This is a genomic window from Pseudomonas wadenswilerensis, assembly GCF_900497695.1.
GTDB classification, from domain to species: Bacteria; Pseudomonadota; Gammaproteobacteria; order Pseudomonadales; family Pseudomonadaceae; genus Aquipseudomonas; species Aquipseudomonas wadenswilerensis.
Window position 1 is genome coordinate 364,897 of the sequence record NZ_UIDD01000012.1, and the last position, 25,238, is coordinate 390,134.

At 64.7% G+C, this 25,238-nt stretch carries 26 protein-coding genes; 23 read left to right on the forward strand and 3 right to left on the reverse strand.

Annotated features, from left to right (window positions below; genetic code table 11):
- The first annotated feature begins 1 nt into the window (after position 1).
- The gene (mscK, locus tag CCOS864_RS26410; protein ID WP_115089331.1) at positions 2 to 3,352 is read left to right on the forward strand and encodes a mechanosensitive channel MscK; all 3,351 of its coding nucleotides are present in this window, start codon (positions 2 to 4) and stop codon (positions 3,350 to 3,352) included.
- Positions 3,353 to 3,410: 58 nt separating this feature from the next.
- Positions 3,411 to 4,871, forward strand: a complete 1,461-nt coding sequence (selO, locus tag CCOS864_RS26415; RefSeq protein ID WP_115089333.1) for a protein adenylyltransferase SelO — start codon at positions 3,411 to 3,413, stop codon at positions 4,869 to 4,871.
- Between the two features lie 22 nt (positions 4,872 to 4,893).
- Here selO and CCOS864_RS26420 read toward each other — a convergent pair whose 3' ends face one another.
- Positions 4,894 to 5,295, reverse strand: a complete 402-nt coding sequence (locus CCOS864_RS26420) for a helix-turn-helix domain-containing protein (RefSeq protein WP_115089335.1) — start codon at positions 5,293 to 5,295, stop codon at positions 4,894 to 4,896.
- 5 nt (positions 5,296 to 5,300) lie between these two features.
- The gene (locus CCOS864_RS26425; RefSeq protein WP_115089337.1) at positions 5,301 to 5,588 is read right to left on the reverse strand and encodes a type II toxin-antitoxin system HigB family toxin; all 288 of its coding nucleotides are present in this window, start codon (positions 5,586 to 5,588) and stop codon (positions 5,301 to 5,303) included.
- A gap of 177 nt (positions 5,589 to 5,765) precedes the next feature.
- Here CCOS864_RS26425 and trxC point away from each other — a divergent pair, with 177 nt between their 5' ends.
- Positions 5,766 to 6,200: a thioredoxin TrxC gene (gene trxC, locus CCOS864_RS26430; protein WP_115089339.1), complete on the forward strand. Its 435-nt coding sequence runs from the start codon at positions 5,766 to 5,768 to the stop codon at positions 6,198 to 6,200.
- Here trxC and CCOS864_RS26435 read toward each other — a convergent pair.
- Complete coding sequence (locus tag CCOS864_RS26435; protein WP_038997609.1) at positions 6,197 to 6,970, reverse strand: ParA family protein; 774 nt, start codon at positions 6,968 to 6,970, stop codon at positions 6,197 to 6,199. The two genes, trxC and CCOS864_RS26435, sit on opposite strands and share 4 nt — an antisense overlap.
- A gap of 316 nt (positions 6,971 to 7,286) precedes the next feature.
- Here CCOS864_RS26435 and CCOS864_RS26440 point away from each other — a divergent pair, with 316 nt between their 5' ends.
- Genes CCOS864_RS26440 through CCOS864_RS26535 form a run of 20 tightly spaced genes read left to right on the forward strand, consistent with a single transcriptional unit; the run spans position 7,287 to position 25,237 of the window.
- Positions 7,287 to 8,003, forward strand: coding sequence for a beta-ketoacyl synthase chain length factor (locus CCOS864_RS26440; RefSeq protein ID WP_115089341.1), 717 nt, complete (start codon positions 7,287 to 7,289; stop codon positions 8,001 to 8,003).
- Entirely contained in the window at positions 7,979 to 8,791 is an 813-nt protein-coding gene (locus tag CCOS864_RS26445) for a lysophospholipid acyltransferase family protein (protein WP_115089343.1), read from the forward strand. The genes CCOS864_RS26440 and CCOS864_RS26445 overlap by 25 nt, the downstream gene beginning before the upstream one ends.
- The gene (locus CCOS864_RS26450) at positions 8,766 to 9,038 is read left to right on the forward strand and encodes a phosphopantetheine-binding protein (RefSeq protein ID WP_010222262.1); all 273 of its coding nucleotides are present in this window, start codon (positions 8,766 to 8,768) and stop codon (positions 9,036 to 9,038) included. The genes CCOS864_RS26445 and CCOS864_RS26450 overlap by 26 nt, the downstream gene beginning before the upstream one ends.
- Positions 9,039 to 9,047: 9 nt before the next feature.
- Positions 9,048 to 9,302 carry an acyl carrier protein gene (locus CCOS864_RS26455; protein ID WP_115089345.1) on the forward strand — a complete coding sequence of 85 codons (255 nt, stop codon included), beginning with the start codon at positions 9,048 to 9,050 and terminating at the stop codon, positions 9,300 to 9,302.
- Complete coding sequence (locus CCOS864_RS26460) at positions 9,299 to 9,844, forward strand: COG4648 family protein (RefSeq protein WP_115089347.1); 546 nt, start codon at positions 9,299 to 9,301, stop codon at positions 9,842 to 9,844. The genes CCOS864_RS26455 and CCOS864_RS26460 overlap by 4 nt, the downstream gene beginning before the upstream one ends.
- Positions 9,841 to 11,520: an acyl-CoA synthetase family protein gene (locus CCOS864_RS26465; RefSeq protein WP_115089349.1), complete on the forward strand. Its 1,680-nt coding sequence runs from the start codon at positions 9,841 to 9,843 to the stop codon at positions 11,518 to 11,520. The genes CCOS864_RS26460 and CCOS864_RS26465 overlap by 4 nt, the downstream gene beginning before the upstream one ends.
- Positions 11,513 to 12,247 carry a glycosyltransferase family 2 protein gene (locus CCOS864_RS26470; protein ID WP_115089352.1) on the forward strand — a complete coding sequence of 245 codons (735 nt, stop codon included), beginning with the start codon at positions 11,513 to 11,515 and terminating at the stop codon, positions 12,245 to 12,247. Before CCOS864_RS26465 ends, CCOS864_RS26470 begins: the two co-directional genes overlap by 8 nt.
- Positions 12,244 to 13,182: an LpxL/LpxP family acyltransferase gene (locus CCOS864_RS26475; RefSeq protein ID WP_115089354.1), complete on the forward strand. Its 939-nt coding sequence runs from the start codon at positions 12,244 to 12,246 to the stop codon at positions 13,180 to 13,182. Before CCOS864_RS26470 ends, CCOS864_RS26475 begins: the two co-directional genes overlap by 4 nt.
- Positions 13,163 to 14,707, forward strand: coding sequence for an HAL/PAL/TAL family ammonia-lyase (locus tag CCOS864_RS26480; RefSeq protein WP_115089356.1), 1,545 nt, complete (start codon positions 13,163 to 13,165; stop codon positions 14,705 to 14,707). The genes CCOS864_RS26475 and CCOS864_RS26480 overlap by 20 nt, the downstream gene beginning before the upstream one ends.
- On the forward strand, positions 14,700 to 15,125 hold the full coding sequence (locus CCOS864_RS26485) for an acyl-CoA thioesterase (protein ID WP_115089357.1): 426 nt from the start codon (positions 14,700 to 14,702) through the stop codon (positions 15,123 to 15,125). Before CCOS864_RS26480 ends, CCOS864_RS26485 begins: the two co-directional genes overlap by 8 nt.
- On the forward strand, positions 15,122 to 15,721 hold the full coding sequence (locus CCOS864_RS26490) for an outer membrane lipoprotein carrier protein LolA (protein WP_115089358.1): 600 nt from the start codon (positions 15,122 to 15,124) through the stop codon (positions 15,719 to 15,721). The genes CCOS864_RS26485 and CCOS864_RS26490 overlap by 4 nt, the downstream gene beginning before the upstream one ends.
- On the forward strand, positions 15,711 to 18,023 hold the full coding sequence (locus CCOS864_RS26495) for an MMPL family transporter (protein ID WP_115089359.1): 2,313 nt from the start codon (positions 15,711 to 15,713) through the stop codon (positions 18,021 to 18,023). The genes CCOS864_RS26490 and CCOS864_RS26495 overlap by 11 nt, the downstream gene beginning before the upstream one ends.
- Positions 18,020 to 19,180, forward strand: a complete 1,161-nt coding sequence (locus CCOS864_RS26500; protein WP_115089360.1) for a sodium:proton antiporter — start codon at positions 18,020 to 18,022, stop codon at positions 19,178 to 19,180. Before CCOS864_RS26495 ends, CCOS864_RS26500 begins: the two co-directional genes overlap by 4 nt.
- Complete coding sequence (locus CCOS864_RS26505; RefSeq protein WP_115089361.1) at positions 19,167 to 20,414, forward strand: NAD(P)/FAD-dependent oxidoreductase; 1,248 nt, start codon at positions 19,167 to 19,169, stop codon at positions 20,412 to 20,414. Before CCOS864_RS26500 ends, CCOS864_RS26505 begins: the two co-directional genes overlap by 14 nt.
- Complete coding sequence (locus CCOS864_RS26510) at positions 20,411 to 21,145, forward strand: class I SAM-dependent methyltransferase (RefSeq protein ID WP_115089362.1); 735 nt, start codon at positions 20,411 to 20,413, stop codon at positions 21,143 to 21,145. The genes CCOS864_RS26505 and CCOS864_RS26510 overlap by 4 nt, the downstream gene beginning before the upstream one ends.
- Complete coding sequence (locus tag CCOS864_RS26515; RefSeq protein ID WP_115089363.1) at positions 21,142 to 21,627, forward strand: hypothetical protein; 486 nt, start codon at positions 21,142 to 21,144, stop codon at positions 21,625 to 21,627. The genes CCOS864_RS26510 and CCOS864_RS26515 overlap by 4 nt, the downstream gene beginning before the upstream one ends.
- On the forward strand, positions 21,624 to 22,823 hold the full coding sequence (locus CCOS864_RS26520) for a beta-ketoacyl-[acyl-carrier-protein] synthase family protein (protein ID WP_115089364.1): 1,200 nt from the start codon (positions 21,624 to 21,626) through the stop codon (positions 22,821 to 22,823). Before CCOS864_RS26515 ends, CCOS864_RS26520 begins: the two co-directional genes overlap by 4 nt.
- The gene (locus CCOS864_RS26525) at positions 22,820 to 23,290 is read left to right on the forward strand and encodes a hotdog family protein (protein WP_115089365.1); all 471 of its coding nucleotides are present in this window, start codon (positions 22,820 to 22,822) and stop codon (positions 23,288 to 23,290) included. The genes CCOS864_RS26520 and CCOS864_RS26525 overlap by 4 nt, the downstream gene beginning before the upstream one ends.
- Positions 23,283 to 24,011: a 3-oxoacyl-ACP reductase FabG gene (gene fabG, locus CCOS864_RS26530; RefSeq protein ID WP_115089366.1), complete on the forward strand. Its 729-nt coding sequence runs from the start codon at positions 23,283 to 23,285 to the stop codon at positions 24,009 to 24,011. The genes CCOS864_RS26525 and fabG overlap by 8 nt, the downstream gene beginning before the upstream one ends.
- Positions 24,011 to 25,237 carry a beta-ketoacyl-ACP synthase gene (locus CCOS864_RS26535; protein ID WP_115089367.1) on the forward strand — a complete coding sequence of 409 codons (1,227 nt, stop codon included), beginning with the start codon at positions 24,011 to 24,013 and terminating at the stop codon, positions 25,235 to 25,237. The genes fabG and CCOS864_RS26535 overlap by 1 nt, the downstream gene beginning before the upstream one ends.
- Position 25,238 lies beyond the last annotated feature (1 nt).

Below are 25,238 nucleotides of genomic sequence, written 5' to 3' on the forward strand. Positions count from 1 at the left end.
TATGTCCCTGCGCACTTTGTTAAGCGCAGCCCTGATCGGGCTGTGCCTGTCCTTCACCCCGGTCTGGGCGGCTGAACCGCCAACCACAGCGTCGATCCAGAAAAGCCTGGACAAGATCGCCGAGCGCAAGCTGCCCGAGGCTGAACAGAAAGCCCTGCAGCAGGTGCTCGAACAGACCCTGACCTTCCTAGGCAACAAAGAGGACAGCGAGAAGAAGCTCGCTGCGCTCAAGCACCAGCTCAGCGACGCACCGCGCCAGACCAGCGATAACCAGCGCGAGCTGGCCAAGCTCAAGGACAGCAAGGTGATCCCGGTCGCCCAGCGCTACGCTAGCTCCAGCGTGCCGCAGCTGGAGCAATTGCTGGCCGAGCGCACTACCGAGCAGGGCGAACTGCAAAAAGCGCTGTCCGAGGCCAACAGCCTGACCATTACCGCGCAGACCCGGCCCGAACGGGCCCAGGCAGAAATCAGCGCCAACCAGACCCGCACCCAGCAGATCAACACCAGCCTGAAGATCGGCAAGGACGGCGGCAAACCGCTCAACGCCGACCAGCGCAACCAGCTCAACGCCGAACTGGCCGCCCTAAACGCCCTGACCCTGCTGCGCCGCCAGGAACTGGCCGGCAACAGCCTGCTGCAGGACCTGGGCAACAGCCAGCATGACCTGCTGATCGAACGCGCCACGCGCCTGGAGCAGGAAATCCAGGACCTGCAGACGCTGATCAACCAGAAGCGCCTGGCCCAGTCCCAGCAGACCGTCACCGAGCAATCGATCGAAGCGCAGAAGGCCGGCGGCAGCACCCTGCTGGCCACCGAAAGCGCCGCCAACCTCAAGCTCTCCGACTACCTGCTGCGCAGCACTGACCGCCTCAACGAACTGACCCAGCAGAACCTCAAGACCAAACAGCAACTGGACACCCTGACCCAGAGCGACCAGGCCCTGGACGAGCAGATCAGCGTGCTCAAGGGCAGCCTGCTGCTGTCGAAGATCCTCTACAAGCAGAAGCAGGCGCTGCCGCACCTGAAGCTCGACCGCGACCTGGCCGACCAGATCGCCGACATCCGCCTGTACCAGTTCGAGATCAACCAGCAGCGCGAGCAGCTCAGCAGCCCCAGCAGCTATGTCGACAAGCTGCTCACCGCACAACCGCCCGAGACCGTCACACCGCAACTGCGCAAGGCCCTGCTGGAAGTGGCGATCACCCGCAGCGACCTGCTCGAACGCCTGAACCGTGAACTGAGCGCGCTGCTCAACGAATCGATCACCCTGCAGCTGAACCAGAAGCAACTGTTCAGCACCGCACAGAACCTGCGTGCAACCCTTGATGAGCAGATGTTCTGGATCCCCAGCAACAAGCCGCTGGACCTGGAATGGCTCCGCACCGTCCCCGAGCGCCTGCAGAAACAAGTGGTCAGCCTGCCCTGGGGTTCGGGCCTGAGGGAGCTGACCGACGGCCTGGCCCAGCGCCCGTTGTTGTTCCTGCCCTTGCTACTGCTGATCGGCGCCCTGCTGTGGCGGCGCAAGTACCTGTATGCGCGCCTGACCAAGGTTCACCAGGATGTCGGCCACTTCAAGCGTGACAGCCAGTGGCACACACCCCAGGCGATCCTGGTCAACATCCTCCTGGCCATGCCCCTGAGCCTGGGCCTGGCCTTGTGCGGCTATGCCCTGCAGATCGACGCCCGCGGGCAGAACGCCAACCTCGCCTCGGCGCTGTTCCAGGTGGCCCAGGCCTGGCTGGTGTTCTACACCGCCTACCGGATACTCGCCCCGGGCGGGGTGGCCGAACTGCACTTTCGCTGGGAAAAACCCCAGGTCGAATTCCTCCGCGGCTGGATCCGCCGCCTCGGCACCGTGGTCCTGGCCCTGGTCGGCGTGGTGGCGGTGGCCGAGCATCAACCTTCGGCGCTGGCTGAGGACGTACTCGGCATCGGCGTGGTGCTGACCTGCTATGCCTTGATGGCCTGGCTGCTCAGCCGCCTGCTGTTGAGCAGCCCTACCCACCGCAACGCCTCGCTGTTCCGCAAGGCCGTGGGCGTGGCCTTCACCGCACTGCCGGTGGCGCTGTTCATTGCCGTGTGCTTTGGCTACTACTACACCGCGCTCAAGCTCACCGATCGCCTGATCGATACCCTGTACCTGCTGATGTTCTGGCTGGTGATCGAAGCCGCCTTTGTCCGCGGTCTGGCCGTGGCCGCCCGGCGCCTGGCCTACCAGCGGGCGCTGAGCAAGCGCCAGGCGGCCAAGGAAGGCCTGGATGGCGAAGTGCTGGTTGAAGAGCCGACCCTGGACATCGAACAGGTCAACCAGCAGTCCCTGCGCCTGATTCGCCTGGCCCTGCTCGGCGGTTTCATCGCCGCCCTGTACTGGGTCTGGTCGGACCTGATCAGCGTGTTCGCCTACCTCGACAACATCACCCTGTACGAGTACACCAGCGGCACCGGCGCGGCCATGAGCATGGTGCCGATCAGCCTGCGCGACCTGCTGGGCGCACTGGTGATCATCGGCATCACCGTTGCCCTGGCCGGCAACTTGCCTGGCCTGCTGGAAGTGCTGGTGCTATCACGCCTGAACCTGGCCCAGGGCAGCGCCTACGCCACCACCACGTTGCTGTCCTACGTGATTGCCGGGGTCGGCTTCGTCTCTACCCTGTCAGCCTTGGGCGTCAGCTGGGACAAGCTGCAATGGCTGGTGGCCGCACTGTCGGTGGGCCTGGGCTTCGGCATGCAGGAGATCTTCGCCAACTTCATCTCCGGGATCATGATCCTGTTCGAGCGCCCGGTACGGATCGGCGACACCATCACCATCGGCAACCTCTCCGGCACGGTGAGCAAGATCCGCATTCGCGCCACCACCATCACCGACTTCGACCGCAAGGACATCATTGTCCCGAACAAGACCTTCATCACCGGGCAACTGATCAACTGGTCGCTGACCGACACCATCACCCGGGTGACCCTCAAGCTTGGCGTCGACTACGGCTCGGACCTCGACCTGGTGCGCACCCTGCTGCTCAAGGCCGCCAACGACAACCCGCGGGTACTCAAGGAACCGGCGCCGATCGTCTATTTCCTCAACTTCGGCGAAAGTACCCTGGACCACGAACTGCGCATGCATGTGCGAGATCTGGGCGACCGCAACCCGGTACTCGACGAGATCAACCGCTACATCAACAAAGAGTTCAAGAAGCAGCACATCAACATCTCCTTCCGGCAGATGGAGATCTACCTGAAGAACATGCAGGGTCAGGAGTACAAGATGGTCCCGGTGGAAAACCTCGACAAGACCGTGCTGCCAAACGCCACGAATGGCGACAAGCCCGGCGACGAGGCCCCGGGCAAACCGGCCTGACTGGACGCCAACGGCCATACCCTTGCAGAATACTCAGGTTTTCTCCAGGAGATGGCCGTTGAAAGCCCTCGACGAACTGACTTTCGATAACCGTTTCGCCCGCCTGGGCGATGCCTTCTCTACTTCGGTGTTGCCCGAGCCGATCGCCGAGCCGCGCCTGGTGGTCGCCAGCGAAGCGGCCATGGCGCTGCTCGACCTGGAGCCAACCGAAGCCCATTCCCCGGTATTTGCCGAACTGTTCGGCGGCCACAAGCTGTGGGCCGAGGCCGAGCCGCGGGCGATGGTCTACTCCGGGCATCAGTTCGGCTCCTACAATCCGCGCCTGGGTGATGGCCGCGGCCTGTTGCTGGGCGAAGTGCACAACGACGCCGGCGAATCCTGGGACCTGCACCTCAAGGGCGCCGGGCAGACGCCATACTCGCGCATGGGGGATGGCCGTGCGGTACTGCGTTCGTCGATCCGCGAGTTCCTCGCTTCCGAAGCCTTGCCAGCCCTGGGCATCCCCAGCAGCCGAGCGCTGTGCGTGATCGGCTCGAGCACCCCGGTCTGGCGTGAAACCCAGGAACGCGCGGCCATGCTGCTGCGCCTGGCACCGAGCCATGTGCGCTTCGGCCATTTCGAGTATTTCTATTACACCCGCCAGCCCGAACAGCAGCGCATCCTCGTCGATCACGTACTCGACACGCACTTTGCCGAATGCCGCGATGCGCCCGAGCCGTACCTGGCCATGTTCCGCACCATCGTCGAGCGCAATGCCGAGCTGATCGCCCGCTGGCAGGCTTACGGTTTCTGCCACGGGGTGATGAACACCGACAACATGTCGATCCTGGGCATCACCTTCGACTTCGGCCCCTATGCCTTCCTCGACGACTTCGACGCCAACTTCATCTGCAACCACTCCGATGACCAGGGCCGCTACAGCTACAGCAACCAGGTGCCCATCGCCCACTGGAACCTCAGCGCCCTGGCCCAGGCCCTGACGCCGTTCATCAGTGTCGAAGCGCTGAAGGAAACCCTCGGGCTATTCCTGCCGCTGTACGAGGCCCAGTACCTGGACCTGATGCGCCGGCGCCTGGGCCTGACCCGGGCCGAAGACGACGACAAGCCGCTGATCGAACGCCTGCTGCAACTGATGCAACCGGGCGCGGTGGACTACACCCTGTTTTTCCGTAATCTCGGCGACCAACCCGCCGAGCAGGCGCTGCAGGTGGTGCGCGACGACTTCATCGACCTGGCCGGCTTTGACCTGTGGTCAGCAGACTACCTCGCGCGGCTGCAGCGCGAGCCCGGCAACGCCGAAGGCCGGCGCGAACGCATGCATGCGGTCAACCCGCTGTACATCCTGCGCAACTACCTGGCCCAGCGCGCCATCGAGGCGGCTGAGGGGGGCGATTACGAGGAAGTACGCCGGCTGCACCAGGTGCTGAGCAAGCCATTCGACGAGCAGCCGGGAATGCAAGCCTACGCCCAGCGGCCACCGGAGTGGGGCAAGCACCTGGAGATCAGTTGCTCGTCGTGAAGGGCCTCACCGCCCCTCAGCGTTAGCAGAACACGTCCGCCGGTACCGAAAAACGTCGAGCCAGTTCAAGCACCTGACGCAGATTGAGCTGACGCTTGCCCGCCAGTACCTCCGACACTACCGATTGCGAACCTACCTCAGGCAGATCGCTTTGCTTGAGGCCATGCTCCTGCATCAAGTAGCGCAACGTGTCGACGCCGCTGGCCCGGGGCAAAGGCCGATGAGCATGGTCATAGGCCTGCAGCATATCCCCCAAGTGTACGGCGAGGCTTGCCAAGGGATGGCTCTCATCCTCGCCGACCAGAACCAGCAGTTCATCCAGCGATTCGACCAGTGCATCGTAGTCCGCTTCGCTGGCCGGCTTGCGCAGCAACGGCGAAACGAACTGCCAATGCGCTGCTGCCTGTTTGATCAGTGGGCTCATCGCCTTCACTCCTTCCACTTGCCTTTGTCGTACTCGCCATGATCGAGCACGTGCTTGATGTACAAGCGCTGCGTCTTGTAGTGCACAACCGCGATCAACCGCAATTTGTTGCCACCGATATCGAATACATGCAACGCCCCTACCTTGTCAGTTGCAGGAAAGGTCGCCTTCATCGCCGCAAAGTCCGGCGGATGGCAGGCTTTGACCAGTCGATACCAAGCGTCCAGCGCCAAGGCCGCTCGCGGCCATTTCGCCTTCGCCTCCCAGATGCGTTTCTCCGTTATCACATGCATGCCACACCCAAATCGCAACGTGCTTTCAGGAAGGAGCTTGGGAGTACTGCACAAATATCGCAATCTGCGATATTTATCAAAACATTCCGGATGATCGGCAAACATGCGGCGTGGTATTTGTCTTTGCCCGAGAATGTTCTTAGTGTTTCAACAATCTCTACCTTCTCAGGAACTCAAATGAGCGACCCACTACTCATCCCCTGCCCCCACTGCAACGGCCTCAACCGCATCCCCGGCGAGCGCCTTGGCGACAGTCCGAAATGCGGTCGCTGCAAGAACCCGGTCCTGCTGGGCACGCCGTTCGATTTGCAACAGGGCGACTACGCCAGTCAGATCAAGGGCGACCTGCCGCTGCTGGTCGATGTCTGGGCCGACTGGTGCGGGCCGTGCAAGTCGTTTGCGCCGATCTTTGCCCAGGCGGCCAGCCAGTTGAGCGGGCGCTGTCGCCTGGCCAAGCTGGACAGCGAAGCCAACCAGCAACTGGCCGGACAATTGGCGATTCGTTCGATTCCCAGCCTGATCCTGTTCAGAAACGGCCGGGAAGTGGCACGCCAGAGCGGTGCATTCCCACTCCAGCAACTGCTGGAGTGGCTGCGCAGCCAGGGGATTTAAGCGTTTTCTTCGAGCAGGGCGTGCAGTTCGACGAACTGCTGGGTCAGCTTGTGCCGCGGTTCCAGGTGAATCAGCGGCAGGCTGGCCTGGTGTGACTCACGCATTTTCACCGAGCTGTTGAGGTACACCGGCAGCACCGGCAGGCCCTCGGCGATCAATTCGTCAAGCATCTGCTGGGGCAGGCTGGCGCGGGCCTGGAACTGATTGACGACGATGCCTTCGACCTGCAGCTCTTCGTTGTGATCGTCCTTGAGTTCTTCGATTTCGGCCAGCAGGCCATACAGCGCCTGGCGGGAAAAACTGTCGCAATCGAAGGGAATCAATACACGATCAGCGGCGATCAACGCAGAAACAGCGTAGAAGTTAAGCGCCGGCGGAGTATCCAGGTAGATCCGGTCATAGTCCTCATCCAGCTCATCCAGCAGTTTGCGCAGCTTGTTGATCTTGTGCTTGGCCTCAAGCTTGGGCTGCAGGTCCGCAAGCTCGGCGGTGGCGGTCACCACATGCAGGTTGTCGAAGGGCGTTTCGTAGATATCGACTTTGTTCTTCTTGGCAAACGGTCCGGAGGACAGGGTCTGCTTGAAGAAGTCGGCAATGCCCATGGGAATGTCCTCGCCGGTCAGGCCGGTGAGGTACTGGGTCGAGTTGGCCTGGGCATCCAGGTCGATCAACAGCGTCCGATAGCCTTCATTGGCACTCACCGCCGCCAGGTTGCAGGCAATGCTCGATTTGCCAACGCCACCTTTCTGATTGAACACCACGCGCCGCATGGAATGACCTCCGTGTGTCTGGGGATGACCGAGTATGTGTGCGCAGGGTCCACTTGACCAGCACCGTCGGGCTCAAGTTGTCGAGGAATCGACCGACAACCCGTGACCGCCGTTGGTCGGGAAAAAACCAGGCTTACCTGACGAAGCAGAACATTCGAGGTCTGTTTCAAACTGCAGTTTTGTAACCAGTATTTGCTACACGCCGACGGCACCGGGATAATGCGCGCCACTCGGCGATTGCGCCACACCCTGTCAGGTCGTTGTTCCGAGTTACTCCCTCGGCAAGGAAGTCCCTCAGGGCGGGAAGTACAGCAAAGTGATCACATTCAATATCAGCCAGTGGCGCGCGTGGGCACCAGGCCTGCAGACGGCTGCCGATTGGCAGGCCTGGAGCCAGGCAAACCACTTGCCAGAAATGGCTGAACAGGCACCGGATGTGTCGTTTTTGCCGGCCATGCAACGCCGTCGTCTAAGCCGCCTGGCGCGCATGGCTTTTGCCGTGGGCTGGCCACTGGCCGAAGGTTTGCAAGATTTGCCGCTGGTGTTCGTTTCCCGGCATGGCGAAACCCCGCGCACCTTCGAAATCCTCAGCGACCTGGCCAATGAGCAGCCGCTGTCGCCAACCCAGTTCAGCTTGTCGGTACACAACGCGGTCATCGGCCTGTGGTCGATCATGCGTGGCGAAACCAGTGAAATGACCGCCCTGGCTGCTGCCGGCGACGGTTTCGAACAAGGCGTAATGGAAGCCGCCTGCCTGCTGCGCGAAGGCGCGCCCGCGGTGCTGTTGATCGTCACCGAAGAACAGCCGCCAGCGGCCTATGGCCCAAGGATTGATGACGTGCCTTTCGCCTATGCCCTGGGCCTGTTGCTGACCCCCGGCGATGACTGGCAACTGGACCTGGGCGGTAAAACCGCCGTTGCTGCGGTAACAGAACCCCATGCCTTGAGCTGGTTGCGTTGCCTGCTCACTGGCCAACGCACTTGTACCCACACCTGGAAGAGCCGCACATGGAACTGGCAACGCAAGCCATAAGCAGACCGCGTGACGCCTATTACTGGCGCCTGCTCGCCACCGCCATCAGCTTCCTGCTGTTCGGCATCGGCGGCCTGTGCCTGCGCCTGCTGGTCTTCCCGTTGCTGGCCTGTCTGCCCGGCGATGCCGCACGCCATCGCCAGCGCGCCCGGCACACCATCAGTTGGCTGTTCTGGCGCTTCATCCGCTTCATGGCCGCCAGCGGCGTGCTCACCTATGAGGTCAAGGGCGCCGAAAAGCTCGGCCGCCCGGGGCAGATGATCATCGCCAACCACCCGTCGCTGATCGACGTGGTGTTCCTCATCGGCCTGGTGCGCCAGGCCAACTGTGTGGTCAAGCAGAGCCTCTGGCACAACCCCTGCACCCGCGGCCCGGTGCGTTCGGCCGAATACATCAGCAACGACGGCAGCATCGACATGCTCGACAGCGCCGTAACGGCGCTGCAAGGCGGCCAGACCCTGATCATCTTCCCCGAAGGCACCCGCACCCAGCCGGGCCAGCCGCCTGCCTTTCATCGCGGCGCCGCAGCCATTGCCCTGCGCGGTGCGAAGATCATCACCCCGGTCACCATCAAGGTCACCCCCAGCACCCTGACCAAGGCCGAACCCTGGTACCGCATTCCCCAGTGCCGGGTGCATTTCAGCCTGCAGGTCGGTGCCGACATCGACCCGCAGGCCTTCGCCGCACAAGGCCCTGCCCCGCAGGCCTCGCGCAAACTCAATGATCACCTGCATCAGCACTTCACCAAGGAGCTCGCCGAAGATGAGCGATCCACAGAACACCCTTAACCACGACATCAAGCTGTTGATCATCGACGCCCTGGGCCTGGAAGACATCAGCGCCCAGGACATCGGCGACGAGCAGACCCTGTTCGGCGAAGGCCTGGGCCTGGATTCGGTGGACGCCCTCGAGCTCGGCCTGGCGATCCAGAAAAAGTACGGCATCAAGATCGACGCCGACGCCAAGGACACCCGCAACCATTTCACCAGCGTGGCCAGCCTTGCGGCTTTCGTCACCGCCAAACAGGCAGCCTGAGACAGCACCATGCAAACCCGCGAAGACATCTTCAACACCCTGCGCGACGCCCTGGTCGAACTGTTCGAACTGGACCCGGCCAGCATCAGCCTGGAGTCGAACCTGTATCAAGACCTGGAAATCGACAGCATCGACGCCGTCGACCTGATCGATCACATCAAGCGCCAGACCGGCAAGAAAATCGCCGCCGACGAGTTCAAGGCCGTGCGTACGGTCAATGACGTGGTCGAGGCGGTGTACCGCCTGGTCAACCCTGCGGCATGAAACGCCTGATCGGCCTCGGCCTGCTGCTGGCCGGTCTGCTGTACCCCTTTGCGGTGCATTTTGGCATGGCCCACTTTGCCCCCTGGCAGTTCGGCCTGCTGCTTGGCGGCCTGTGGCTGGCGCGCGCCTTGAGCGAACCGCGGCGGCCCGGCGGACACTGGATGGCCGTGGCGGCGATTGCCTTCTGCGCGTTGCTGGCGCTGTTCAACAGCCCGCAGCTGCTGCGTTGGTACCCGGTGCTGATCAGCGCTTTCATGCTTGGCCTGTTTGGCCTGAGCCTGAAATTCGGCCCGCCGGTGGTCGAGCGCCTGGCGCGGCTGCGTGAGCCGGAGTTGCCCGCCGTGGCAATTCACTACACGCGCCAGGTAACCAAGGTCTGGAGCCTGTTCTTCCTGGCCAACGGCCTGGTCGCCGCCGCCCTGACCCTGTGGGCGCCACTGAGCTGGTGGACCCTGTACAACGGCCTGATCGCCTACGGGCTGATGGGCCTGCTGTTTGCCATTGAATGGCTGATTAGACAACGCGTGCGAGGACGCTCATGAAATGGATTGCCCTTGAGCAACTGCTGCATCCGGCCAGCGCGCCGCGCCCGGTCAGCGTCGCCCCGGCGCTGGACCACGCGAGCTTGTGCCAGCAAGCCCTGCAACTGGCCGCAGGCCTTCAGCAGCGAGGTGTAAAGCGCATTGCCGTGCACCTGGAAGACGCCGCGCAACTGGCCGTCGCGCTGCTCGGGGCCTGGCGCGCCGGGGTGCAAGTGCTGCTGCCTGCCGACCTGCAAGCCCAGACCCGCCAGCGCTGGCTCGGCGAGGTCGAGCTGTGGCTGAGCGACCAAGCGCAGGACACCGCACTCGAGGCACTGTTGCAAGCGCCCCTGGCCGCCGCTGACCTGGACCTGGACAACTGCCAGCTGAGCCTGTGCACCTCCGGCTCCAGCGGCGAAGCCAAACGCATCGACAAGAGCCTGCGCCAGCTGGCCAATGAAGTGCAGGCCCTGGAACAGCTGTGGGGCAAGGACCTGGGCGCTGCCTGCATCATCGGCAGCGTCGCCACCCAGCACATCTACGGCCTGCTGTTTCGCGTGCTTTGGCCGCTGTGCGCCGGGCGCCCGTTCGTGCGCCGCCAGTTGCCCTTCCCCGAAGACCTGCAGCGCGCCAGCCGCGAGCACCCGGCCTTTGCCTGGGTCGCCAGCCCGGCGCTGCTCAAGCGCATGGGCGACAACCTCGACTGGCCAGCATTGAGTGCGGTACGCCGGGTGTTTTCCTCCGGCGGCGAACTGCCGGCCAGCGCCGCCCAGGCCTTGCACCAGCGCTTGCAGCAATGGCCGACGGAAATCCTTGGCAGCTCGGAAACCGGCGGCATCGCCTGGCGCCAGGGCGACAGCCTGTGGCAGCCATTTGCCGAGGTGCGCCTGAGCCAGAACCAGGACGGTGCGCTGCGCATTGAATCGCCTTACCTGCCACCCGGTCATATCGAACAAAGCGCCGATGCCGTCGAGTTCGCCGCTGACGGTCGCTTCCGCCTGCTCGGGCGCCTGGACCGCATCGTCAAACTGGAAGAAAAACGCATCTCCTTGCCGATGCTGGAACAGGCCCTGGTCGAGCACGTCTGGGTCGAGGAAGCGCGCCTGGCGGTGATCCAGGAAAACCGCGCCAGCCTTGGCGCCCTGCTGGTGCTCAGCGCCGCAGGCCTGTATGCCTTGCGCAACCAGGGCCGCCGTGCGGTCACCGAAGGCCTGCGCCAACACCTCAGCCAGCACTGCGAAGCCCTGGCCCTGCCCCGGCGCTGGCGACTGCTGCGGCAACTGCCGTTCAACGCCCAGGGCAAACTGCCCCAGGCCGAACTCGAAGCCCTGCTGCTGGCACCACGGCCGAAAGGCCCGGACGTCCTGAGCCAGGCCGAGGTGGACGGCGAGCTACAGCTGCAACTGGCAGTGTCGGCGGACCTGGCCTATTTCAACGGTCACTTCCCGCAGACCCCGGTGCTGCCAGGCGTGGTCCAGGTCGACTGGGCGCTGGCCCTGGGACAACAATTGCTCGACCGGCCGCGCCAGTTCGCCGGCATGGAAGTGCTGAAATTCCAGCAACTGGTGCGCCCCGGCGACCCGCTGCAGCTAACCCTGCGTTTCGATGCCGAACGCAGCAAGCTCTACTTCGCCTACAGCAACGCCGGAGCGCCCTGCTCCAGCGGCCGCATCGTGCTGGAGGCCGTCGGTGAATAAGCCTTGTGCGGTGATCCCGGTGTACAACCACGAACTGGCGGTGCCGGCGGTGGTTGCCGACCTGCTCGCAGCCGGCCTGCCCTGCGTACTGGTCGATGACGCCAGCAGCCCGGCCTGCGCCACCGTGCTGCGCCAGCTGGCCGAGCACCAGCAGGTGTTCCTGGTACAGCTGAAGGTCAACCAGGGCAAGGGCGGCGCGGTCATGGCCGGCCTGCGCGAAGCCGCACGCCTGGGCTTCAGCCATGCCCTGCAGGTGGATGCCGACGGTCAGCATGACCTGGCCGATGTCAGCCACTTTCTCGAACAGTCGCAGGCGTATCCACAGGCGCTGATCTGCGGTTATCCACAGTACGACGCCAGCGTGCCCAAGGGCCGTCTGTATGCGCGCTACCTGACCCACGTATGGGTGTGGATCAACAGCCTGTCGCTGCAGATTCCCGATTCGATGTGCGGTTTTCGGGTCTACCCGCTGCCGCCGACCCTGGCGCTGATCGAGGCGGTGAACCTCGGCAAGCGCATGGACTTCGACCCGGAGATCCTCGTGCGCCTGGCCTGGCGCAACCAGCCGATGCGCTGGCTGCCCACCAAGGTGCATTACCCGGCCGACGGCCTCTCGCACTTTCGCCTGTTCCACGACAACGCATTGATCTCGAAGATGCACACCAAGCTGTTCTTCGGCATGTTGCTGCGCGCCCCGGCCATCCTCTGGCGGCGGTGGCAGGCATGAGCAACGGCGAACAACACTGGGCCGAACACCAGGAACGTGGCAGCTTCTGGCTGATGAAGCTGACCGCCCTGGGCATCAAGCTGCTCGGTCGGCGCCTGCTCAGCCCGGTGCTGTATGGCATCGTCCTGTACTTCTTCGTGTTTGGCCGCCGTGCCCGGCAGAGTATCTGGCAATACCAGCAGCGCCTGGCCGACTGGAGCGGGCAAGCCAGCCTGCGCCCCAGCCACACGCGGGTGTTCGGCCAGTTCATGGCCTTCGCCGATGCCCTGCTGGACAAGCTCGACGTATGGAACGGCAAGCTGCGCCTGGAGCAGATCGAGATCGTCGACCCCGGGCAGTTGCGCGGCCAACTGCGCGCCGAGCGCGGACAGATGCTGGTGGGGGCGCACCTGGGCAATCTTGAAGTCTGCCGCGCCCTGGCCGAGCTTGGCGAGCAGGTGACCATGAACGTGCTGGTGCACACCAAGCACGCCGAACGCTTCAATCGCCTGCTCGGTGAATCGGGTGCGACCAACCTGCGGCTGATCCAGGTCAGCGAGCTGGACCCGGCGATCATGCTGCAACTGAGCCAGCGCCTGGACCGCGGCGAATGGCTGGCGATTGCCGGCGACCGCGTGCCGCTGCATGGCGCGCGTACGGTCGAGGCGGATTTCCTCGGCCACCGCGCCGCCTTCCCGCAGGGCCCGTGGCTGCTGGCCGGGCTGCTCAAGTGCCGGCTCAATCTGTTCTTCTGCCTCAAGCAGCAAGGCCGCTACCAGGTGCTCCTCGAACCCTTCGCCGAGGCCATCGAGTGGCGCCGCGGCCAGCGCGATCAGGTGATCGCCGACTGGGCCGGGCGCTACGCCGAACGCCTGGGCCACTATTGCCTGCAAGCGCCGCAGCAATGGTTCAATTTCTACCCTTTCTGGAAGACCGATGACGATGCATCCGCATAAGCCCGTGACCTTCGGCGCGCTGCCGTTGGCAATCGAAGACGTCCTCGCCCTGGCCCACCGCCAGGCCGAAACCCGCCTGCAGGACGACAGCGACTACCGCGCGCGGATTGCCCGTGGCGCGCAGTTCCTCGACTCGCTGCTGGACAAGGAAGGGGTGATCTACGGGGTGACCACCGGCTACGGTGACTCGTGCGTGGTGGCGGTGCCACTGGAGCATGTCGAGGCCCTGCCCAAGCACCTGTACACCTTCCATGGCTGCGGCCTCGGCCAGTTGCTCGATGCGCCATCCACCCGCGCCGTACTGGCCGCCCGCTTGCAGTCGCTGTGCCATGGTGTGTCCGGCGTGCGCGTCGAGTTGCTGGAGCGCCTGCAGGCGTTTCTTGCCCACGACATCCTGCCGCTGATTCCCCAGGAAGGCTCGGTCGGTGCCAGCGGCGACCTGACGCCACTGTCCTACGTGGCCGCGACCCTGTCGGGCGAGCGCGAAGTCATGTACCGCGGCGAGCGCCGCAGCGCTGCTGACGTACACCGCGAACTGGGCTGGCAGCCGCTGGTGCTGCGGCCCAAGGAAGCCCTGGCGCTGATGAACGGCACCGCGGTGATGACCGGCCTGGCCTGCCTGGCGTTCGCCCGCGCCGATTACCTGCTCAAACTCGCCACACGGATCACCGCGCTGAACGTGGTCGCCCTGCAAGGCAACCCGGAACACTTCGACGAGCGCCTGTTCGCCGCCAAGCCGCATCCGGGGCAAATGCAGGTGGCTGCCTGGTTGCGCCATGACCTGGCCATCGACGCGCCGACCGCGCCGCTGCATCGCCTGCAGGACCGCTACTCGCTGCGCTGCGCGCCGCATGTGCTGGGCGTGTTAGCCGACAGCCTGGGCTGGCTGCGCGGCTTTATCGAGACCGAACTGAACAGCGCCAACGACAACCCGATCATCGACGCCGAAGCCGAACGCGTACTACACGGCGGCCACTTCTACGGCGGCCATATCGCCTTCGCCATGGACAGCCTGAAGAACCTGGTGGCCAACGTCGCCGACCTGCTCGACCGCCAGCTCGCCTTGCTGGTCGACACGCGCTACAACCACGGTCTGCCGAGCAACCTGTCGGGCGCCAGCGCCGAGCGGGCGATGCTCAACCACGGCTTCAAGGCCGTGCAGATCGGCGCCAGCGCCTGGACCGCCGAAGCCCTGAAAAACACCATGCCGGCCAGCGTGTTCTCGCGCTCCACCGAATGCCACAACCAGGACAAGGTGAGCATGGGCACCATCGCCGCCCGCGATGCCCTGCGCACGCTCGAACTGACCGAACAGGTTGCCGCCGCGACCTTGCTGGCGGCCAACCAGGGCGTCTGGCTGCGCAGCCGCGAAGCCGATGCCCGTGACCTGCCACCGGCCCTGGCCGAGATGCACAGTGCGCTGCTCGAAGACTTCGCCCCGGTGATCGAGGACCGCGCCCTGGAAGGCGACCTGCGCCTGTGCCTGAGCCGAATTGCCGAACAACACTGGAGGCTGCATGCGTAGTCAGGGAGTGCTGCACGTCGATACCGAAGTGCTGGTGCCGTTCTTCGATGTCGACAGCATGCTGGTGGTCTGGCACGGCCACTACGTCAAGTATCTGGAAGTAGCGCGCTGCGCGCTGCTCGACCGCCTCGAACACAACTACCTGCAGATGCAGGCCTCCGGCTTCGCCTGGCCGGTGATCGACCTGCAGTTGCGCTATATGCGTGGCGCCACCTTTGGCCAGCGCCTGAACGTGCGTGCCAGCCTGGTGGAGTGGGAGAACCGCCTGAAGATCAACTACCTGATCAGCGACGCCGCCACCGGCGAACGCATGACCCGCGCCAGTTCCGTGCAGGTCGCGGTCGAAATCGCCAGTGGCGAGATGCAACTGGCCTCGCCGCAGGTGATGCTCGACGCCGTGAACAAGGTGCTCAAATGAACACGCTGCTGCGTAGCCTGCTGTGCATCGGCCTGCTTGCCAGCTGCACCCTGGCTCAGGCCTTTGGCCTCGATGACCTGAGCAAGCAATTGGGCGAGCCTGCAGTCATCAAGGGCCCGTTCATCCAGGAAAAACACCTGCGCGCCCTGACGCAGCCGTTGCTCAGCAAGGGCCAGTTCGTCCTGGCCCGTGACCACGGCCTGCTCTGGCTGCTGCAAACACCGCTCAAGCAGGACTACCGCCTCAACGCCCAGGGCATCGCCCGCCGCGACCCGTCCGGTTGGCAGATGCTGCCGGGCAAGAGCGCCGGCGCCGAGCAGAACCGCCTGTTCTTCGCCGTGCTGCAAGGCGACAGCAGCGGCCTGCAGCGTGACTTCGAGCTGAGCCTGCAAGGCGATGCCAAGCACTGGCAATTGCGCCTGACCCCGCGTTCGCTGCTGCTCAAACAGGTGTTCAAGCAGATCGATATCGACGGCGGGCGCTACGTCGAACGCATCCAGCTGCTGGAAACCCAGGGCGACAGCACGGTACTGCGCATGCCATCGAGCAGCAGCGCCAGCCTGACCGACACGGAGCGCCGCGATTTTGCCGAGTGAGCGCCTGTTGCCACGGCTGTTTTTGCTGCTGCTGATCGCTGTGCTGGCCCTGGCCGGCTGGCAGTGGCACCGCGCTGCACCCTTGTCTGCCGACCTGATGACGCTGGTGCCCGGCGCCACCCAGGACCCGCTGGTGCAACGCGCCGAGCAGCGCATGCAAGAGCCGCTGAACCGCGAGATGCTGGTACTGGTCGGCCACCCCCAGCGTGACCAGGCCATTGCCCTGGCCCAGCGCCTGGCGGAACAATGGCAGGCCAGTGGCTTGTTCGAGAAGGTCCAATGGAGCCTGCAGACTGACCTGCAAGCACTGCGTGAACAGTTGCTGCAAGGGCGCCTGGCGATGCTCTCGCGCGCTGACCGCAGCAGCCTGATCGACAATCCGCAAGGCTTTATCGAGCAGCGCGTACAGAACCTCTACGACCCCTTTGCCGGCTTCAGCCTGGTGCCCAGCCAGGACGACTGGCTGGGCCTGACCGGGCGCATCCAGAACAGCCAGCCACGCCCTGCCGCAGTACAGCTGGACACCGCCAGCGGCGCGCTGGTGGCCGAAGCGGACGGGCAGAACTGGGTACTGCTGCGTGCCCGCACCCTGGGTAATGCGTTCGATATGCAACTGCCCCTGCAAGTCGCCGACCTGCTCGCCAGCGGCCGGGTTGAAGCCGGGCACAACGGTGCCCGCCTGCTGGCCGCCAGTGGTTTGCTGTACGCCGCCAACGGCCAGCGCCAGGCCAGCCAGGAAATCACCTGGGTCGGCGGCGGCGCCACGGTTGGCATCCTGTTGCTGCTCCTGCTGGCGTTCCGCCGTTGGCGCATTCTTCTGGCCTTCGTTCCGGTACTGGTCGGCATGTTGTTCGGCGCGGTGGCCTGCGTGGCGCTGTTCGGCCAGATGCACGTGATGACCCTGGTACTCGGCTCAAGCCTGATCGGCGTGGCCGTCGACTACCCGCTGCACTATCTGTCCAAGAGCTGGAGCCTGCGCCCCTGGCAGGCCTGGCCGGCCTTGCGGCTGACCTTGCCGGGCCTGAGCCTGAGCCTGGCCACCAGTTGCATCGGCTACCTGGCCCTGGCCTTCACGCCGTTCCCGGCCCTGACCCAGATCGCAGTGTTTTCCGCCGCGGGCCTGATCGGCGCCTACCTCAGTGCCGTGTGCCTGCTGCCGGCACTGCTCAAGGGCATCGACCTGCAGCCGGCGCAGTGGCCGCTGCGCATTGCCCAATGGCTGGTGGATCTGCGTGAAAAACTACTGAGCAAAATTCCCAGCCCGGTGTTGCTCGGTTTGCTGATCCTGTTCTGCGCTGCCGGTCTATGGCAGCTGGACAGCCGCAACGACATCCGTCAGTGGGTCGGCAGCCCGCCGCAACTGCTCGAAGAAGCCCAGGCTGTGGCACGTATCACGGGCTACCAGCCGACCAGCCAGTTCTACCTGGTTCGCGGCGCCGACCAGACGCAGTTGCTGGGTCGCCTGCAAGCGCTGAGCACGCGGCTCGATGAACTGGTCGAAACCGACAAGCTCAAGGGCTACATGGCCCTCAGCCAACTGGTCGCCAGCCCTGGCGAACAAGAACAGGTACGCGATGCACTCGGCAAGCTACCGCTGCAACCGCTGTTGGCCCTGGGCGTGCCGCAAAGCGCGCTACAGGCCGAACTGACACAACTGCAGGCACTGGCTGCCCTGGACATCGATCACGCCCTCAGCGGCCCGCTAGGCGAGCCATGGCGCACCTTGTGGCTGGGCACCGACGCTCAGGGCGTGGCCGCCATCGTCAGCCTGCAAGGCTTGAACGATCCGGCGTTGCTGCGCCTGCAAGCCGACGACCTTGAAGGCGTGCAACTGGTGGACCGCCTCGGCGACCTCAACCGGGTGTTCGCCGCCACCCAGGTCAGTGCTGCAGAGCTCAAGCTGTTGTCGTGCGCGCTGATCGTGGTGCTGTTGATCCTGCCGTTTGGCCTCGGCGGTGCCCTGCGCATCGTCGCCCTGCCATTGCTCGCCGCGCTCTGCAGCCTGGCTTGCCTCGGCTGGCTGGGCCAGCCGCTGACCCTGTTCAGCCTGTTCGGCCTGCTGCTGGTCACCGCCATCAGCGTCGACTACGCGATCCTCATGCACGAGCAGATCGGCGGCGCCGCCGTCAGCCTGCTCGGCACCCTGCTCGCGGCGACCACCACCTGGCTGTCGTTCGGCCTGCTGGCGGTGTCGAGTACCCCGGCGGTGAGCAACTTTGGCCTGGCAGTCAGCCTCGGCCTGGCCTTCAGTTTTGTCCTGGCGCCCTGGGCTGCCACCGGCCACAAGGAACAGGCGGCATGAGTATCGTGTTGTTCTGGGTCCTGGCCCTGGCACTGTTCTGGATCGCCAGTGAGCTCGGCCGGCGCCTGGGGCTGATCCCGATTGTCAGCCAGTTGCTGCTGGCGACCCTCGGCCTGCCGCTGCTGATGCTGTTCTGGGTCGAGCCGCACTGGCAGCTCAGTGGCGCCGCGCTGGTGGCTCCGTCCTGGCTGAAAACCCTGTATGGCCTGAGTTTCGCCCTGCTGCTGGGGCATATTCTGGCTGACGTGGTGGAGCTGAAATTCGACCGTCAGAGCCTGAAGATCGCCCTGCCCAGCTTCTTCGTGCCCTTCGCCTGTGGCCTGGCCTGCGGCGCGTTGTTGCTGCCCGAACAGCCCTGGCTGACCACCCTGGCCCTCGGCCTGGTGTTTGCCATCACCGCCATCCCGGTGCTCTACCTGTACCTGCGCAACATCGACTACCCACCCGCCGCAACCCGCCGGCTGATGCAGTCGGCGATCCTCATCGACCTGACCTGCTGGCTGCTGTTCGGCCTGGGCAAGGGCAGCCTCGAACCCGTGAGCCTGTTGCTGCCACTGCTCGGTGCCTGCCTGCCGTTACCACTGTATGCCCTCGGTGTGCGTCGGCCCTGGGTCTACAGCCTGGGCTTTTTCGGCCTGCTGTTCGTCGCCGAGCACTACCGGCTCAACGCGCTGATCTTCGGCATCGGCTACCTGTGCTGCCTGGCCTGGCTCAAGTTGCCGCTGCGCATGCCGTTATCGGAGCTGTGGATAAAACGCCTGCAGAACGGTGTGGCGATCCCGCTGATCCTGACCTTCGGCATCATCCAGATCGATATCCACAACGTGCTGCAGGGCTTCGATGCCATCCAGTTGAGTGCCCTGCTGCTGTTGCCGATCGTCAGCAAGCTGCTCGGCAACTGGCTGGGCCTGTGCTGGGCGACGCCGTCGTTCGCCGGCGCGAGCAAATGGCGGGAAAGCCTGCTGCTCAATATTCGCGGCTTGAGCGAGATCGTCTTTCTCAACCTGCTGCTGCAACAACAGTTGATCAGCCCGGCGCTGTACTTCGCGCTGATGCTGATGAGCCTGGTCGCCACGCTGATGCCCGCGCTGGCCGGCCTGCACCGGATTCCATTGAAGACTGCCCAACCGGCAAGGAGGCCTTATGCCGAACACTGAACTGCAACAACGGCAGGTATTGATTATCGGCGCCGGCCCGTCCGGCGCCATCGCCGGGGCCTTGCTCAAGCGCAACGGCCACGACGTGCTGATCATCGAGCGCCAGCGCTTCCCGCGTTTTTCCATCGGCGAGAGCCTGTTGTCGCACTGCATCGACTTCGTCGAGGAAGCCGGCATGCTCCCGGCCCTCGAAGCGGCAGGCTTCCAGCGCAAGAACGGCGCGGCCTTCGCCTGGGGCGATGAGTACAGCGCCTTTGATTTCGGCGACACCTTCAGCAATGGCAAGCCGAGCACCTTCCAGGTCCAGCGCGCCCAGTTTGACCAGTTGCTGGCCGACCAGGCGGCAGCCCAGGGCGTGGAAATCCGCTACGAAGAAGAGATCATCGCCGCCGACTTCGAGCGCCCGCGCCCACAGGTCCGCGTGCGTCGCCTGGATGGCAGCGAGTACCGCGTCGAAGCCGAATTTGTCCTCGATGCCAGCGGTTATGGCCGCGTGCTCCCGCGCCTGCTGGACCTCGAAGCACCGTCGAATTTCCCGGTGCGCCAAGCGGTGTTCACCCACATCGAAGACCGCATCGACCACCCGGCTTTCGACCGGGAAAAGATCCTCATCACCACCCACCCGCAGCACCGTGATATCTGGTTCTGGACCATTCCGTTCAGCAATGGCCGCTGCTCCCTGGGGGTGGTCGCCGCCGCCGAGCACTTTGCCGCCGCGCCGGCCGACCTGGATGCCTGCCTGAAGGACTTCGTCGCCCAGACGCCAAGCCTGGCCAAGGTGCTGGCCAATGCCGCATGGGACACTCCGGCGCGGACCATCGGCGGCTATTCGGCCAACGTCAAGACCCTGCATGGCCCGGGCTTTGCCCTGCTCGGCAACGCCGCCGAATTCCTCGACCCGGTGTTCTCCTCCGGGGTGACCATTGCCATGCGTTCGGCGAGCATGGCCGCCGGCGTGCTGCACCGTCAGTTGCAGGGTGAAAGCGTCGACTGGCAGAGCGAGTTCGCCGAGCCGCTCAAGCGCGGCGTCGACACCTTCCGCGCCTACGTTGAAGGCTGGTACAACGGCAGCTTCCAGGACGTCATTTACCACCCGGCCAGCTCGCCGGAAATCCGCGCAATGATCAGCTCGATCCTTGCCGGTTACGCCTGGGACCAGCGCAACCCGTTCGTCAGCGAGCCCAAGCGGCGCCTGCGCATGCTCGCCGAAGTCTGCGCAAGGACGGTGGCATGAGGTTCCTCAGCGACAGCTACGTCGAGGAGACCCGCTTCGGCTTCTGGTTCCTGCGCAGCCACACCTGGCAGCACCATGTGCTGCGGGTAGCGATAAACGATCTGCGCCGGCTGTTCGACCAGGCACCACCCAGCGCACCCGTGCTGCTCGATGCCGGCTGCGGCCAGGGCAAGTCGTTCCAGTACCTGCAGCAGGTGTTCGCCCCCGGCCGGTTGCTGGGCACCGACGCCGACCCGCACAGCCTCGAGCTGAGCCAGGCCGAAGCCGGGCGCCTGGGCCTGAATGTCGAACTGCGCGGCAGTGACTGCGCGGCGTTGCAGTTTGCCGACAACAGCGTCGATATCCTTTTCTGCCACCAGACCTTCCACCACCTGGTCGAGCAGGAACAGGCCCTGGCCGAGTTCTACCGGGTACTCAAGCCCGGTGGCTACCTGCTGTTCGCCGAGTCCACCGAAGCCTATATCGACACCTGGGTGATCCGCTGGCTGTTCCGCCACCCCATGCACGTGCAGAAAAGTGCCGAACAGTACCTGCAGATGCTCCGCGACCAGGGCTTCGAATTCGGCGCGCAGAATGTTTCCTACCCGTACCTGTGGTGGAGCCGTTCCAGCGACTTCGGCCTGCTCGAACGCTTTGGCCTGCGCAAGCCGCCACCGGTCGGCCAGCGCGAAGAAACCCTGGTCAACGTGGTTGCCCGTAAACCTTTGAAGCCAGCCGAGCCGAGTGCATGAAACGCCTGTTGCTGATCCTCGCCTTCGCCCTGTTGAGCGCCTGCGCCAGCCGTGCGCCGCTGCCCGCGCAGTTGCCGCCGCTGACGCTGCCGATGCAGCTGCATATCCAGCGCGAACAGGCAGGAGAAAGTCAGGACTGGCTGCTGGTGATCCAGCGCGAGAACGCCAGCCTGCGCTGGTCGTTGCTGGACTTGCTGGGTATTCCGCAAGCCCGGCAGTTGCTCAACGACGGTCAGTGGCAAGCCGATGGCCTGCTGCCGCCCAACCCGGGCGCCCGTGAATTGTTCGCCGCCCTGCTGTTCGCCCTGACCCCGGCCGGGCAGCTGCAAGCGCTCTACCCCGGTGCCCGCCAGCAAGGCCAGCAGCGCTGGCTGGGTGAGCGCTGGCGCGTCGACTACCGACAAGCCGACGACTTCACCTTGAACCTGGGCCAGGGCCTGCGTTATCTAGTCAGCCCACTGCCCAGCGAGAACACGCCATGACCGCTTACCTCAATGCCCTGGGCCTGGTCTGTGCCCTGGGGCGCGGCCAGGCCGAAGTCGCCCGCAAGCTGTTTGCCGGCGACTGCTCGGGGATGCGCGTGGAAGACGGCTGGGTGCCGGAACGCAGCCTGCCGGTGGCGGGCGTGCAAGGCGAGCTGCCTGAGTTGCCAGCCGAGATGCAGGCCCATCACAGCCGCAACAACCAGTTGCTGTACGACGCCTGCCTGCAGATCGGCGCCCCGATCGAAGCGGCCATCGCCCGCTTTGGCCGCCAGCGCATCGGCATCGTCCTGGGCACCAGCACCTCGGGCATCAAGGAAGCCAGCGACGACATCGCTCACTACCTGCGCGAACACGCGTTTCCGGCCAGCTACGACTATGCCCAGCAGGAGCTCAGCGCCCCGGCCAATTTCCTCGCCGACTGGCTGCAACTGAGCGGCCCGGCCTATGTGATCTCCACTGCCTGCACCTCCAGTGCCCGGGCCTTGATGAGTGCCCGCCGCCTGCTTGATCTCGACATGTGCGATGCGGTGATCTGCGGCGGTGTCGACAGCCTGTGCAAGCTGACCCTCAACGGTTTCAGCGCCCTGGAAGCGGTCAGCGCCGAGCGCTGCAACCCGTTTTCGGTCAACCGCAACGGCATCAACATCGGTGAAGCCGCGGTGGTGTTTCTGATGACCCGTGAAGCCCACGCTGAAGGCAACAACATTGCCCTGCTCGGCGCCGGCGCCAGCTCCGATGCGCATCACATCTCGGCGCCCGAACCCGGCGGCAAAGGCGCCTTGCAGGCCATGCGCAAGGCACTGGACAATGCCGGCCTGCAACCAGCACAGATCGATTACCTGAACCTGCACGGCACCGCCACCCGCCACAACGACGCCATGGAAAGCCTGGCCGTGCATGAGTTGTTCGGCAGCCAGTTGGCCTGCTCGTCGAGCAAGCCCATGACCGGCCATACTTTGGGTGCGGCCGGCGCTCTGGAAGCAGCGTTCTGCTGGTTGAGCCTGGCCGCCGACAATGCCGAAGGGCGCTTGCCGCCGCATGTCTGGGATGGCGTGGATGACCCACAGCTACCGGCCCTGAAGCTGGTCGATGCCAGCCAACGCCTGCCGGCCCGAGGCCCGCGGCGCCTGATGAGCAACTCGTTCGCCTTCGGCGGCAACAACGTCAGCCTGATTCTCGGAGACACCCCATGATCACCTGGCCACTGGCCGAACTGCTGCCTCATGCCGGCGACATGATCCTCATCGATCAGGTCGAGTCGTTCGATGAAGAGCAGATCCACACTCAACTGACCGTGCGCCCCGGCGGCCTGTTCAACCGCGCCGACGGCAGCCTGCCGGCCTGGGTCGGCATCGAGCTGATGGCCCAGAGCGTCGCCGCCTACGCCGGTTGTCGCGCGCGCCAGCAAGGCCGGCCGGTGGAACTGGGCTTTTTGCTCGGCACGCGCAAATTCGAATGTAATGTCGAACATTTCCCTGCCGGCGCCCACTTGCGCATCCATGCCCTGCGGTCGCTCGAAGACGACAACGGCATGGGCGTGTTCGAGTGTCACCTGCGCGGCCCGGGCATCCATGCCATGGCCCGCTTGAACGTTTTTCGCCCGCCGCAAGTTGCCAGCTACCTGGCCGAAGCGGGCCCAGAGGAGTCCCCCCATGACTGACACCATCCTGGTCACCGGTTCCAGCCGTGGCATTGGCCGGGCCATCGCCCTGCGCCTGGCCCGGGCCGGTTTCGACCTGGTCCTGCATTGCCGTAGCGGGCGCAGTGAAGCCGACGCCGTTGCAGAAGAAGTCCGGGGCCTGGGCCAGCAAGCCCGCGTGCTGCAATTCGACGTTGCCGATCGCGCTGCCTGCGCGGCCATCCTCACCGATGACGTGGAAACCCACGGTGCCTACTATGGCGTGGTCTGCAACGCCGGCCTGACCCGCGACGGCGCCTTCCCGGCGCTCACCGAAGAGGACTGGGACCAGGTGCTACGCACCAACCTCGATGGCTTCTACAACGTCCTGCACCCGCTGATGATGCCGATGATCCGCCGACGCAAAGCGGGGCGCATCGTTTGCATCACTTCGGTATCGGGAATGATCGGCAACCGTGGCCAGGTCAATTACAGCGCTTCCAAGGCCGGGGTGATCGGCGCCGCCAAGGCTCTGGCAATCGAGCTGGGCAAGCGCAAGATCACCGTCAACTGCGTGGCCCCTGGGTTGATCGATACCGCCATGCTCGACGAGCACGTGCCGGTCGATGAGTTGCTGAAAATGATCCCGGCGCAGCGCATGGGCACCCCGGAAGAAGTCGCCGGCGCGGTGAATTTCCTCATGTCGGCCGAAGCCGCCTACATCACCCGCCAGGTGCTGGCAGTCAACGGAGGCCTGTGCTGATGAAACGTGTGGTCGTCACCGGCATGGCCGGTATCACTTCGCTGGGCAGCGACTGGCAGACCATTGCCGGCAACTTCGCCAGCAACCGCAGCGGCATTCGCCGCATGGACGAATGGGACCGTTTCGAGGAGCTCAACACGCGCCTGGCCGGCCCCATCGATGACTTCAAGGTGCCGAGCGGCTGGACCCGCAAGCAACTGCGCAGCATGGGCCGGGTCTCGCGCCTGGCCGTGGCTGCCGCGCAGAACGCCCTGCGCGATGCCGGCCTGCTCGACGACCCGTCGATCCGCGACGGGCGCATGGGCGTGGCCTGCGGCTCGTCCACCGGCAGCACCGACGAGATCAAGGCATTCGGCAACATGCTGCTCAACTCGGTGGCCGAAGGCCTCAATGCCAACTCCTATGTGCGGATGATGCCGCACACCACCGCGGCCAACATCAGCATTTTCTTCGGCCTTACCGGGCGCCTGATCCCCACTTCGAGCGCCTGTACCAGCGGCAGCCAGGGCATCGGCTATGCCTATGAAGCGATCAAGTTCGGCCGCCTGCCGTTGATGCTCGCCGGCGGCGCCGAAGAGCTGTGCCCGACCGAAGCCATGGTCTTCGACGCACTGTACGCCACCAGCCTCAAAAACCATGCCCCCCACACCAGCCCGAGCCCCTATGACAGTGGCCGCGACGGCCTGGTGATCGGTGAAGGCGGCGGCATGCTGGTGCTCGAAGAGCTCGAACACGCCCTGGCCCGTGGCGCGCACATCTACGCCGAGATCGTCGGCTTTGGCAGCAATGCCGACGGACAGCACACCACCCGTCCGGAGCAGGCAACCATGCGCCGGGCCATGGAGCTGGCGCTGGAAGACGCCAGCCTCGCGCCGGCTGCCATCGGTTACGTGAACGGCCACGGCACCGCCACCGAGCAGGGCGACATCGCCGAAACCCTGGCCACCAGCAGCCTGTTCGGCCCGCGCATGCCGATCAGCTCGCAAAAAAGCTTCCTCGGCCACACCCTGGGCGCTTGCGGCGCGCTGGAGTCCTGGTTCAGCATCGAGATGATGAACAGCGACCGCTATGTGCACACCCTCAACCTGGAGCACATCGACCCGCGCTGTGGCGAGCTGGACTACCTGTGCGGCGAGTTTCGCAGCATGAGTCACGACTATGTGATGAACAACAACTTTGCCTTTGGCGGGGTCAACACCTCGCTGATTTTCCGTCGCTGGAACTGAA